Genomic DNA, 12,621 nt, shown 5'->3' with positions numbered 1-12,621 from the left:
GTCTATGAGAGCTATCCTCGTTTTTGTCTGTTGCATTGTGTTTGCTTGCTCTGCGTACGCACAAGATGCGGGTAAGCTAATCAAAAGCGACACAATAAACCTACGTGGCATTGTTTACGACCATGCTAACAAACCAGTCAGCGGTCTCAGCATTGGCTTTGCGCCTGGTAACTTTCATCCACCGGGTTTTCCTATATCTACATCAACAGATAAGAATGGAAACTTTGAATTAAAAGGGGCAGCTGTAAATGACAAATTGATCATTATAGATGGCCGGTATGCCTATCGGGCTTTTGAGAATAAGGGTAGCCGATTTATGGTTATTTATCTGCCATCTCGAAAAGTTATTGCTATCAGCGACACGATCAGAATAACCGCAGACAGGCAGACAGCTAAATCTACTTCGTTGTTTAAGGTTGCCGGCAAAGAAAATAAAGAATTTGACGGTGTTACGGATATAAAATATCCAAGTCCTTTGATTGGCGAAAGTAAGCTTTACAGTTTCATTAACGAAAATCTTAAATATCCGTCAAAAGCTATTGCTAAAAATATAGAAGGCTTGGTTGAGATAGGGTTTATAGTAGATGTAAACGGCGTGTTAAACAACGTCAAAGTGTTAAAAGGTATTGGTTATGGCTGCGAGGAAGAAGTAAAGAAGATACTTCTAAAAGCCGGAAAATGGCGCCCCGGCATTTGTGCAGGCCAATACTTTGCTATTGAGCAATCTATTTCAGTGATATTCTCACTAAAGGATAAAAAAATATAACTTTACAGCTTCAAACCAAACTTAAAATAAATGGCTTACAATTTATTAAAAGGCAAAAAAGGCATCATATTCGGTGCGCTTAACGAGCAGTCTATCGCATGGAAGGTGGCACAACGCTGCCACGAAGAAGGCGCCGAAATAGTTTTAACAAACTCTCCGCTGGCTTTGCGCATGGGCGAATTGAACAAACTTGCCGAAGAGTGCAATGCACCGGTTATTCCTGCCGATGTTACCAGCACCGAGGATATCAATAACCTGTTCACCAAAACTTTAGAACATTTTGGTGGCGGTGTAGATTTTGTACTGCACTCAATTGGTATGAGCTTAAACGTACGTAAAGGTTTAGCTTATACGGATAATAACTACGAGTTTACCCATAAAGGTTTAGATATATCTGCCCTTAGCTTTCACCGTGTGCTGCAAACAGCCATGAAGATGGACGCTATTAACGAGTGGGGATCAGTACTGGCGCTTACTTACATTGCTGCCCAGCGCGTATTCCCTGATTATAACGACATGGCCGATAACAAAGCTTACCTGGAAAGCATTGCACGTAACTTTGGCTACCAGTATGGCGTTAAGAAAAACGTACGTATCAACACCGTATCGCAATCGCCAACCCGTACTACAGCAGGTAGCGGCGTAAAAGGCTTTGACGGTTTCATCAACTATGCCGAAAAAATGAGCCCGCTTGGTAACGCCGATGCTGCTCAATGTGCTGATTACTGTGTAAGCTTATTTAGCGATCTTACCCGCATGGTAACTATGCAGAACCTGTTCCACGATGGTGGTTTCTCGTTCACCGGTGTAACTGCAGCGGTTATTGAGCAAATGGAGAAATAAGGAATTATTACATAATAAAAAAGCTCCGCCAATTGGCGGAGCTTTTTTATTTGATCGGTTATTTAGATCAAGGATTTGCCTTAACAATAACTACCTTAAAATAAGCATTTGATGGTGCAACCGGTGTGCCTGTACCGGTGGCGTTTTGCTGATAGATAGATACATTGCCTATGTTATGCGTAAAGCTGAAGGCGGTTCCTTCATAGGTCTCAGGAACCTGCTCCCACGGTGCATTATCTCCTAATGCCATGTAAACTAAAATTGCGTAATGTTCATTAGCGTAATCGTCAATCTCCGGAACGTCTATAGATACCGTGTTGGTTGTACTGTTAAATACTGTCCATCTGGAAGCTGGTACCTGTTCAACAAAACTGAAGTTATTATCAGGAGATATAACTGTTTCTTTTTTACAAGAAGATACTGTAACCGCTAAAATGGCTACACATAGGATAGATAAGATTTTTTTCATAAATGTTGGTTCATTAATCCGCTATTAAAACGGTTTTGTTGTGTGATAATTGTTTAGCAAACTATCATAAAGCATATAATAGTCTCCTGGTATAATTTGTTTTATAACTATCGGAACAAATTTTTCTTTAAAGGTTTAATCAACTAAGAAATTAGTTGTAACTTTATTTTTATGATGAAGCCTTTTTTGTTTCTGTTGATGTTGTTCCCGGGCTGGTGTTTTGCGCAAATTAATATTAACGGTAAAGTGAGTGACGGCGTTACACAGAAGCCCGTGGCTGATGCAAGCGTTTTCTTAAGCAATGCCACGGTGGGTGATAAATCAAATGCTGAGGGCCTTTTTAAATTGCAGCAGGTGCGCCCCGGCAAGTATGAGCTGGTGGTAACCGTTGTGGGATACGAAACCTACCGCCAGAATGTAGCTGTTGAAAATAAAAACATCGAGCTGCAGAACATAATGCTCGTTCCCAAAACCACCCAGCTTAAAGAGGTGACTATTATGCCGAATAAAGATTGGGAGATGTATTATGCTATGTTTAAACGCGAGTTCCTGGGCGAATCTGAAGTTGCTAAACAATGCAAAATTCTGAATCCTGATGTGGTTGATCTTGAGTATGATAAAAAAGCTCGCCAGCTTACAGCATCATCGGCTGATTTTATTGAGGTGGAGAATAAGGTTTTGGGCTATAAAGTAAAATACCTGCTCAATAAATTTATTAAAGACAACAAAACAGGGTGGACATATTTTGAAGGATCGACCCTTTATGAACCCATGACAGGTAGCGACAGGCAGCAGCGCAAATGGCTTAAAAAGCGCCGCGAAGTATTTGATGGCTCAAACATGCACTTTTTACGGGCGGTGCTAAGCAATACGGTGAAAGAAAGCGGCTTTGAAGTAATGCGATTGATACGCAAGCCTAACCCCGCTTATCAGCCTGGTTCACTCAAAGACAAATACATACAAACCCTGGTGAACCAGCCGTTAAAAACCGAGGAGTTTACCAGCATTACCGACAAACGCGGCACCTTTGCTTTAAATTTTAATGATTGCTTGTATGTAATGTATACCAAACGAAACGATCTGCAACCCGACCGCAGCCTGCAAAAGCCGTTAACGGCACCTAATTATGAAACCAGCATAGCCTCATTTACCGATGAGTATCCACTGTTTGATTATAACGGCGTTATCGAAAACCCGGCTTCGCTCATTTTTGAAGGTCATTGGGGTAAAAATCGTGTAGCCGAAATGCTGCCGGTTGATTATATGCCCGAGCAGAGCAAATAACCTCAACAAAAAAGCCCGCCTATAAATAAGCGGGCTTTGATATTTATTAAAGAATAGCTTATTTCTGCTCTTCTTCTTTTGGCTCTTTGTTTTCGCCTTTTTGATCGATAACTTTTATTTCGTTGGTTTCTTTGTCGTAATCAACTAATAAAACATCGCCTTCGTGCATTTCGCCTTTAAGGATCTCTTCGGCAATTGGATCTTCCAGGTATTTCTGGATGGCGCGTTTAAGCGGCCTTGCACCAAATTGTGAATCGTAACCTTTCTCGGCAATAAACTCTTTGGCTTCAAGCGTAAGCTCTACTTTATAACCCAGGCTGTTTACACGGCCAAACAGGGCAGCCAATTCGATATCGATGATCTTAAAGATCTCTTCTTTACCCAATGAGTTAAACACGATAACATCATCAATACGGTTCAGGAACTCGGGTGCAAAAGCGCGTTTTAACGCGTTCTCTATCACACCACGAGAGTGAGCCTCTGCCTGTGTGGTTTTGGCAGCCGTAGTGAAACCTACACCTTGTCCAAAATCTTTCAACTGGCGTGCACCAATGTTTGATGTCATGATGATGATGGTATTCCTGAAGTCAACCTTACGGCCTAATGAGTCGGTCAGCTGGCCTTCATCCAACACCTGTAACAAGATATTGAACACATCAGGGTGAGCTTTCTCTATCTCATCCAGTAATACTACTGCGTATGGTTTACGGCGTACTTTCTCAGTAAGCTGCCCGCCTTCTTCATAACCTACGTAGCCCGGAGGCGCACCAACTAAACGAGATACCGCAAATTTCTCCATGTACTCGCTCATATCAATCTGGATAAGCGCATCCTCAGTATCGAACATAAAGCGGGCAAGCTCTTTGGCAAGCTCGGTTTTACCAACACCGGTAGGGCCTAAGAAAATAAATGAACCGATTGGTTTCTTCGGATCTTTCAAACCTGCGCGGGTACGTTGTATAGCGCGGGTCAGTTTCTTAATCGCATCATCCTGACCGATAATTTTACCGCTGATGGTTTCGCTCATGGCAAGCAGTTTGGCACTGTCTGCCTGGCCAACACGTTGTACAGGGATACCTGTCATCATGCTTACCACTTCGGCAACGTTATCTTCGGTTACGGTGTAACGTTTTGCTTTGGTTTCGGCTTCCCATGCTGCTTTAGCCTGGTCAAGCTCTTCAAGCAGGTGTTTCTCGGTATCACGCAGTTTGGCAGCTTCCTCGTATTTCTGGCTGCGTACCACTTTGTTCTTCTCGATCTTGATCTGCTCTATCTTAGCTTCAATATCCAGGATGTTCTGCGGAACATGGATATTGGTTAAGTGCACACGTGAACCGGCCTCGTCTAAAGCATCGATAGCTTTATCCGGTAAAAAGCGGTCGGTAATGTAACGGGTAGTTAAACTAACACACGCATTGATAGCTTCGTCAGTATAAGTTACACCATGGTGCTCTTCGTATTTCTCTTTAATGCGGTTAAGTATCTCAACAGTTTCATCAGGTGTGGCAGGTTCTACCATTACCTTTTGGAAACGGCGGTCTAACGCGCCATCTTTTTCAATATACTGGCGGTACTCATCCAATGTAGTTGCACCTATGCACTGGATCTCTCCACGAGCCAAGGCCGGTTTAAACATGTTAGATGCATCTAACGAGCCCGAAGCGCCACCAGCACCTACAATGGTGTGGATCTCATCAATGAACAGGATCACATCCGGAGATTTTTCCAGCTCATTCATTACGGCTTTCATGCGCTCCTCAAACTGGCCGCGGTATTTGGTACCTGCAACCAATGAGGCAAGGTCTAAAGTAACTACGCGTTTGTTGAACAATACGCGGGATACTTTGCGTTGCACAATGCGTAATGCCAAACCTTCGGCAATGGCAGATTTACCAACGCCCGGTTCGCCAATCAAAATAGGATTGTTCTTTTTACGACGGGATAAGATCTGCGATACACGCTCAATCTCTTTCTCGCGGCCAACGATAGGGTCTAAACGGCCTTCCTCGGCAGCTTTGGTCAAATCACGACCGAAGTTGTCCAATACAGGTGTTTTTGATTTAATGTCCGACACCTTTTTAGGCTGGGTGAAAGAATCATCCTCTTTAAAGTCGTCGTCGCCACCGGTTGATGAACCCGGCATCTCGTCGGTAATATCGTTTTTGCTCGATTCAACTTCGCTTTTAAATACCTCATAGTTTACATTAAACTGCATCAGTATCTGTGAAGCAATATTGTCTTCATCGCGCAGGATAGACAGCAGCAGGTGCTCGGTGCCTATCACATCACTTTTAAATATTTTGGCTTCAAGATAAGTTATCTTTAAAACCTTCTCGGCTTGTTTGGTTAACGGGATACTGCCTATATGTACATTTGTGCCTATTGTTCCTTTCACAGCATCCTCAACAGCACGGCGTAGTTTAGCGGTATCAACGGTTAGCCCTTTTAATAGTTTAATTGCCACACCATCACCATCACGGATGAGGCCAAGCAAAAGGTGCTCAGTTCCAATATAATCATGACCAAGGCGCAATGCCTCTTCGCGACTGTACTGTATCACATCTTTAACCCGTGGCGAAAATTTAGCTTCCATATATACCTTTCTGATTATGATCGTCCTAATCTAATTTTTTGTTTTCGTCAGTTAAGTCCGATTCTTTAAACTTTCATCAACAATATTGCCAACTTTTTTTGACCGGTTGTTAACAGACAATTGAATGATAAACGCCTGTTAAAATTAAATCTTTAAAGCCCCTTATTGTTTCAAATAACACTTAAAAAACCGCTGAGCACAAGTATAAAACAAGTAAATACTTTATTATTTGATGTTGCACCGCCCAAATAGTTTAAGATAACCGTTAAATTATAGCAACTATGTTAGCAGGCAGGGCAATTAGTCATGTTTTATGACAATACGGCATGGCTTGCGAAAAGGATGCCGCCGTATATAAATACGTTGTTAGCAAACCAAACGATTTACTTTGAAAGATACAAATTATAAGATGAATTTGTGATGAAAATTATGGAATATGCTGCCCGGATGCATCAATAAATAAAATGAAACCATTTATGAAAACAGCTTTAATTTTAATGTTACTAATCGCACCTATAATCGCTTTCGCGCAGGACGGAATACTGCGGCCCGGTTTGCATGCCCTGGAAAGCAAGAAAGTTACTTTTGTAGTAGATTCGATAGCGAAGGATATGGATATCTATGTTGATTTTATCGACCCTAAGGACATCGAAAATGTACGCCGGAAAAAGGATCTGAAATACCCTGATGGTGTAATTTTTATCACGTTAAAAAATCATAAAAAATTAACTGATCTAATAAACGACAGGCTTATTTCATTAAAGGAAATAGCCGATGTCAATATAGCAATGGCAGATAAAAAGAAGCCTTTGCTTTATATTATGGATGACAAAATACTTACCGACACAAACCGAGTCCGCATTCCGTCCAAACATTTTTACAAAGTAGATGTAATCAAAGCATCGGATTTACCATATTTTAAAGTTGCGATGCCCGAGCTGTTAATATTAAAGATAATTACTAAGCCCGAGCCTATATACTTAAGATAAACAGTTCATAAGTGGGTACTTTAGAAATTACTAAAACCTAAACAGTATTAATCAATTTTTCCATCCTATATTTGTCTCCTCTAAAATTATAACCAATAATGGCTGACGAAAAGATCATTTTTTCAATGGCCGGCGTAAGCAAAGTTTACCCGCCGCAAAAAACAGTTCTGAAAAATATATACCTGTCGTTTTTTTACGGTGCCAAAATCGGTGTTATCGGTTTAAACGGTTCAGGTAAATCATCCCTGCTGAAAATTATTGCCGGTATTGATAAAACCAACATAGGCGAGGTGGTATTTTCGCCGGGCTACAGCGTAGGCTACCTGAGCCAGGAGCCCGAGCTTGACCCTGAGAAAACCGTACGCGAAATTGTGGAAGAAGGCGTTGCCGAAACAACTGCCCTGTTAAAAGAGTACGAAGAGATAAACGAGAAATTTGGCTTAGAAGAGTACTACAGCGATGCCGATAAAATGGATAAGCTGATGAACCGCCAGGGCGAATTGCAGGATAAAATTGACGCCACCAATGCCTGGGAGTTGGATACCAAGCTGGAACGCGCCATGGATGCTTTGCGCTGCCCTGAGCCGGATACTAAAATTTCGGTACTATCTGGTGGTGAGCGTCGCCGTGTGGCTTTGTGTCGCCTGTTATTACAGGAGCCGGACGTTTTGTTGCTGGATGAGCCTACCAACCACCTGGATGCTGAATCTATTGACTGGCTGGAGCAACACTTGCAACAATATAAAGGTACCGTTATAGCCGTAACGCACGACCGTTATTTCCTTGATAACGTTGCCGGCTGGATCCTGGAGCTTGACCGTGGCGAGGGTATCCCATGGAAGGGAAATTATTCCTCATGGTTAGATCAGAAAGCCAAACGTTTGGCTGCCGAAGAGAAGAGCGAAAGCAAACGCCAGAAAACTTTAGAGCGCGAGCTGGAATGGGTGCGTATGGGTGCTAAAGGCCGCCATGCAAAATCAAAAGCCCGTTTATCAAACTATGAGAAACTGGCCTCTGAAGAAACCAAAGAGCGCGAAGAAAAACTGGAACTGTTTATTCCGCCGGGCCCGCGTTTGGGTAACATCGTTATCGAAGCCAACAACGTAACTAAAGCCTATGGCGATAAGGTGTTGTTCGAGAACCTGAGCTTCTCGCTGCCGCCTGCGGGTATAGTAGGTATCATTGGTCCTAACGGTGCCGGTAAAACCACTTTGTTCCGTTTGATAACAGGGCAAGACCAACCGGATGCCGGTACTTTCCGCGTAGGCGAAACCGTGGCGTTGGGTTATGTTGACCAGATGCATGATGACCTTGACCCTAACAAATCTGTTTGGGAAAACGTAACCGGCGGCCTGGATAACATTATGGTAGGTAACCGCCCGCTTAACTCACGTGCTTACGTATCAAAATTTAACTTTAATGGTGCCGATCAGCAGAAGAAAGTTGGAGTGCTATCTGGTGGTGAGCGTAACCGTGTGCACCTGGCTATCACGCTTACTAAAGGTTCAAACGTATTACTGCTGGATGAGCCTACCAACGATATCGACGTGAACACGCTACGTTCGTTAGAAGAGGCCCTTGAAAACTTTGGCGGCTGTGCCGTTATCATCAGCCACGACCGCTGGTTCCTTGACCGTGTATGTACCCACATCCTGGCATTTGAAGGTAACTCGCAAGTTTACTTCTTCGAGGGTAACTACAGCGATTACGAAGAAAACCACCGCAAACGTGTAGGCGATGTAACTCCGAAAAGGATAAAGTATAAGAAGTTGACGGCTTAGTTTTTGAGATTCAAGAATCAAGAGCCAAGAATTAAGACAAGAAAAGCCCGGTTGCGTTAGCAATCGGGCTTTTATGTTTTTCGTGCTATTTCTAAATCATGTCATTGCGAGGAGCGTTAGCGACGCGGCAATCTCATAGGCATATCCACAATCTGCTTGTCCTATGAGATTGCCACGCTATCGCTCGCAATGACATATCGGGATGTTTGTCTTGATTCCTGATTCTAATAGTCCTGACTCTCTTAATTTTCTTTCACCATTCTCTCCAGCGCATCAATCCACTTTGGCTCGGCATTTAAGCTTTCTACCAGTTGAACGTGCTCGCCGCCTAAGGCTTTAAATTCGTCGCCGTACTCATGGGTTACTTCAAAAACGGTTTCGAGGCAGTCGCTAACGAAGGCAGGACAGAATACCAATAGGCGTTTTTTGCCTTCTTTGGCCATTCGCGCAATTACTTCGCTGGTGTAGGGCTGTACCCACGGGTCATTACCCAGGCGCGATTGGAAACACACCGAATATTTCTCTTTCGGCAGGTTCATTTTAGCGGCGATCAATCTTGCTGTATCGTGTGATTGTGCCGAGTAGCACAATTTATTGGTATCATTTAATGTATCGCAGCAGCCATCTTTTTGCAGGCAATAGCTGCCGGTATGGTCGCATTTTTTTAGCTGGCGTTGTGGCAGTCCGTGGAAACTGAACAACACGTGGTCGTAGCTATCCGGGTTGTGCCGTTGTGCGTTATCGGCAAAGGTCTCAATCATCAGGTCATCGTTATGGAACGAGTTGATGAAAGTGATCTGCGGAACAGTTTGCCAGTCTTTAACAATGCTCATGATCTTCTCATGTACCGAGCCGGTACTTGCCGATGCATATTGCGGGAACAAGGGGATAACTACGATATCGCCGATCAAAGCCTCTTTCAATCGGGCTAAAGCAGCATCGATAGAAGGGTTTTGGTAGCGCATGGCCAGTTCAACAACATAGCCGTCGCCAAGGCGTTCCTGCAGCATTTTTTGTTGTAAAAGGCTGTAATGTAACAGGGGCGAACCGGTTTCTTTATCCCAGATGGCCTGGTAAAGCTTAGCCGATTTTGGTGCCCTGAACGGAACAATAACTGTTTTAACCAGGAAAGTACGCAGAACAGGGTTAACATCGATAACCCTTGCATCCATCAAAAACTCATTAAGATACTTGCGTACATCCGCTGTCGACGGACTATCCGGTGTACCCAAGTTCACCAGTAAAACTCCCTTTTTTGCCATAATTATTTGAGCTGCAAATGTACAAAAAAATGACCTGACGATTTGTGGCTGTGTTCATTATTGCAAAATGATGATACCCTTACGCTTCTCTACTTTTTGCTTGATCAAAAAGTAGCAAAAAATCAAGTCAGCAAAGAGGCTTCTATACGCACAGGGCCTTTGCCCTGCAAGCATCCAGAACCACGGGCTGGGAATCTATCACCCAGCCCCTTAATCCCCTCGCTGCTGTAATAGATTCCGCAATGCCCTGGCGGCCGCACAGCCCACCATCGTTCTGTCAGCTTTCGCCCGAAGCTTTTTTGCTGACAGGATAAGAAAAGAGAAAGCACAGGCAGAATGCCAGCGAACAATGCGACATAGTGTAACGTGCGGATAGTAAAGGCATTGATAAAGCACTAACATTGTAGCGCGTTACCAAGTCGCGAGTTTTCTTTGGTTACTTTCTTTTGCGGAAAAAGAAAGTGACATCCACTGACGATTTATATTACTCACTGCCATTCCTCACTAAAACTACCTAAGCCTTCGGTGGTTCCGGCGCACGCCACAACTTCCACCACGGCAGCCACGGCGACTCATGATGTTCATAATGGTACCCGAAAAAGTAACAGCTAAAAAAAGCAAATACATGGTTGCGTGCTAAACTGCGCGATTGGTGTTTATTATGGTGCTCGCCTTTGTGCGGCAGGTAGGTTCCAAAGTAAAATAATTGCAAAGTGCTCAGCAACGATGGTGCAACCCAAAAAAGTAACAGGTTAGCTTGCGGGATCCACAGTTTTAAAACGTTAAACACAACCGCCATTACCACTATCTGCCACACCGACAAATAGTTTTTGATGAACTGCACATACCATTTAAAGAAACTACCATCATAATAATCAGGATCTTCATGTGTATGCACATGGTTGTGATGCTGGTGATGTTTGGTATATAGTTTTGGGTACCAGAATGATGCGTATAAAAATGTGCTGGCAAAACCAACGGCTTTGTTTATCCATGGCTTGGGTGCAACCGAGCCATGCATGGCATCGTGTGCGGTTATGAACAAACCTGTGTACAAATGCATCTGCAATAAAATAAACAGGTAAAGCAACGGGTTACTGAAATCTACCTGCCATTGCATCAGTAGTACAATAGACAGCCCCCAGCAACCAATTACGGTTAAGGCGACTAATAGACCTGTATATGTGGGTGTTTTTTGCAATGCAGATATTTAAAGCAGTGGATGGCAAAAGCCGTTCCGTTATTTTACACGGTTACCATGCGGGTCAATATAGAACCATTTGGTGCTTACCCAGCCGGTATGTTCATCGCCTAAGTCAACAAGTTTGCAATCATTGCTCACCTTTGAGAAACCGTTGGCAAAGTTATAAGCACAGCTGTACTGCGGTTCAATAACAATTTTACCGGTAGTATCGGCAAACCCTATTTTATTGTTATCGTCAACAATGCGAAAGTAGCCTTCAGATGGATAATCGGGGCCATTATCAAAAATGAAAGGCTTAAACAATACCTTTTCTTCACGGTCAATAGCAATCATCTTGTTATCTTTAGTTACCACAAAGGCAAAGTTTTTGAAAGTATCGGTAAGGCAGTGCTTGTATTTGCCGGGTGTGATAATGGTATCATGTTTGGCATTAATGTAGCCCTCATTATCGGTAATCGTATCGCGGATCAGATACAGATCACCTTTATGCTCCGCATTGCAGGCAGATAGCATTATAAGTGCAAGTATAAATACCGGCAGTATCCGCATATTAATATTTCTCCAGTTCGGCTTTAACCTGCTGCATTAACCACATTGGGGTTGATGTAGCGCCGGCAATGCCTATGGTATCATTAGGGGAAAACATGCCCGGGTTTAACTCATCTATTGACGATACGAAATAGGTATCAGGATTATGCTTTTTACATACCTCGTACAACACCTTTCCGTTTGACGATTTTTTACCCGATACGAATACTACTTTATTGAATTTGGTAGCAAACAGCGGCAGGTCTTTATCGCGGTTACTTACCTGGCGGCATATAGTATCATTGGCCTTTACCTCGTAGCCGCGGGCCAGCAGTTGTTCTTTTACGCTGTAAAATTTCTCCATGCTTTTGGTGGTCTGGCTGTACAGGGTAAAGCTGGCAGGCAAATCGGCATCTTCCAACTCGGCAATATCCTGGAAAACCAGTGCATCGCCATTGGTTTGGCCTTGCAAGCCAATCACTTCAGCATGGCCATGCTTACCAAATATCAAGATGCTCTCGTTATTATCGTACGATGTTTTGATACGGTTCTGCAGTTTTAGCACTACCGGGCACGAGGCATCAATCAGGGTAATATTGTTCTCTAAGGCTGTACGGTAAGTTTCAGGAGCCTCGCCATGCGCGCGGATCAACACTTTCTCATTACGCAGGTCTTTAAGGTCATCATGACCGATAATACGCAGGCCTTGAGCTTTCAAACGCAACACTTCCTCATCGTTATGTACAATATCGCCGAGGCAGTACAGGTAGCCATCTTCGGCCAAAATCTCTTCGGCCATGTCAATAGCGTAAACCACCCCAAAGCAAAAGCCCGAGTCCTGATCTATGGTAACCTGTAAGTTGTGTGTGCCCATTGGTACAAAAATACTAAATTCTGACGAT

At 43.4% G+C, this 12,621-nt stretch carries 11 protein-coding genes; 5 read left to right on the top strand and 6 right to left on the bottom strand.

What is annotated here, in order from left to right; genetic code table 11:
• Window positions 1-4: 4 nt before the first annotated feature.
• The gene (locus D0C36_RS09915) at window positions 5-766 is read left to right on the top strand and encodes an energy transducer TonB (protein ID WP_158557101.1); all 762 of its coding nucleotides are present in this window, start codon (window positions 5-7) and stop codon (window positions 764-766) included.
• 30 nt (window positions 767-796) lie between these two features.
• Window positions 797-1,609 (top strand): enoyl-ACP reductase FabI, encoded by an 813-nt coding sequence (locus D0C36_RS09910; RefSeq protein WP_117391475.1) that lies wholly within the window; start codon window positions 797-799, stop codon window positions 1,607-1,609.
• A gap of 67 nt (window positions 1,610-1,676) precedes the next feature.
• Here D0C36_RS09910 and D0C36_RS09905 read toward each other — a convergent pair whose 3' ends face one another.
• The gene (locus D0C36_RS09905) at window positions 1,677-2,078 is read right to left on the bottom strand and encodes a hypothetical protein (protein ID WP_117391474.1); all 402 of its coding nucleotides are present in this window, start codon (window positions 2,076-2,078) and stop codon (window positions 1,677-1,679) included.
• A 171-nt stretch (window positions 2,079-2,249) separates the two neighbouring features.
• On the opposite strand from D0C36_RS09905, the gene D0C36_RS09900 reads away from it, so the two are divergent.
• Window positions 2,250-3,362 (top strand): carboxypeptidase-like regulatory domain-containing protein, encoded by a 1,113-nt coding sequence (locus tag D0C36_RS09900; protein ID WP_117391473.1) that lies wholly within the window; start codon window positions 2,250-2,252, stop codon window positions 3,360-3,362.
• 58 nt (window positions 3,363-3,420) lie between these two features.
• On the opposite strand, the gene D0C36_RS09895 is transcribed toward D0C36_RS09900, so the two are convergent.
• Window positions 3,421-5,955, bottom strand: a complete 2,535-nt coding sequence (locus D0C36_RS09895; RefSeq protein ID WP_117391472.1) for an ATP-dependent Clp protease ATP-binding subunit — start codon at window positions 5,953-5,955, stop codon at window positions 3,421-3,423.
• A 476-nt stretch (window positions 5,956-6,431) separates the two neighbouring features.
• Here D0C36_RS09895 and D0C36_RS09890 point away from each other — a divergent pair, with 476 nt between their 5' ends.
• Both D0C36_RS09890 and ettA read left to right on the top strand, forming a co-directional pair.
• Window positions 6,432-6,944: a hypothetical protein gene (locus tag D0C36_RS09890; protein ID WP_147321979.1), complete on the top strand. Its 513-nt coding sequence runs from the start codon at window positions 6,432-6,434 to the stop codon at window positions 6,942-6,944.
• 98 nt (window positions 6,945-7,042) lie between these two features.
• Window positions 7,043-8,725 carry an energy-dependent translational throttle protein EttA gene (gene ettA / locus D0C36_RS09885; protein WP_117391470.1) on the top strand — a complete coding sequence of 561 codons (1,683 nt, stop codon included), beginning with the start codon at window positions 7,043-7,045 and terminating at the stop codon, window positions 8,723-8,725.
• Window positions 8,726-8,967: 242 nt separating this feature from the next.
• On the opposite strand, the gene hemH is transcribed toward ettA, so the two are convergent.
• The 4 genes from hemH to D0C36_RS09865 all read right to left on the bottom strand — a co-directional run bounded on the left by hemH (window position 8,968) and on the right by D0C36_RS09865 (window position 12,593).
• A complete protein-coding gene (gene hemH / locus D0C36_RS09880; RefSeq protein ID WP_117391469.1) occupies window positions 8,968-9,987 on the bottom strand; it encodes a ferrochelatase in 1,020 nt (339 codons plus the stop codon).
• 514 nt (window positions 9,988-10,501) lie between these two features.
• Window positions 10,502-11,107, bottom strand: coding sequence for a fatty acid desaturase (locus D0C36_RS09875; RefSeq protein WP_117391468.1), 606 nt, complete (start codon window positions 11,105-11,107; stop codon window positions 10,502-10,504).
• A gap of 120 nt (window positions 11,108-11,227) precedes the next feature.
• The gene (locus tag D0C36_RS09870) at window positions 11,228-11,740 is read right to left on the bottom strand and encodes a WG repeat-containing protein (RefSeq protein ID WP_199502000.1); all 513 of its coding nucleotides are present in this window, start codon (window positions 11,738-11,740) and stop codon (window positions 11,228-11,230) included.
• Between the two features lies 1 nt (window position 11,741).
• A complete protein-coding gene (locus D0C36_RS09865) occupies window positions 11,742-12,593 on the bottom strand; it encodes a 4-hydroxy-3-methylbut-2-enyl diphosphate reductase (RefSeq protein WP_117391467.1) in 852 nt (283 codons plus the stop codon).
• Between the last annotated feature and the right edge of the window lie 28 nt (window positions 12,594-12,621).

Origin of the sequence: Mucilaginibacter conchicola (genome assembly GCF_003432115.1) — a bacterium.
Classification (GTDB): domain Bacteria; phylum Bacteroidota; class Bacteroidia; order Sphingobacteriales; family Sphingobacteriaceae; genus Mucilaginibacter; species Mucilaginibacter conchicola.
This window is presented reverse-complemented; position numbering and strand designations above follow the sequence as displayed.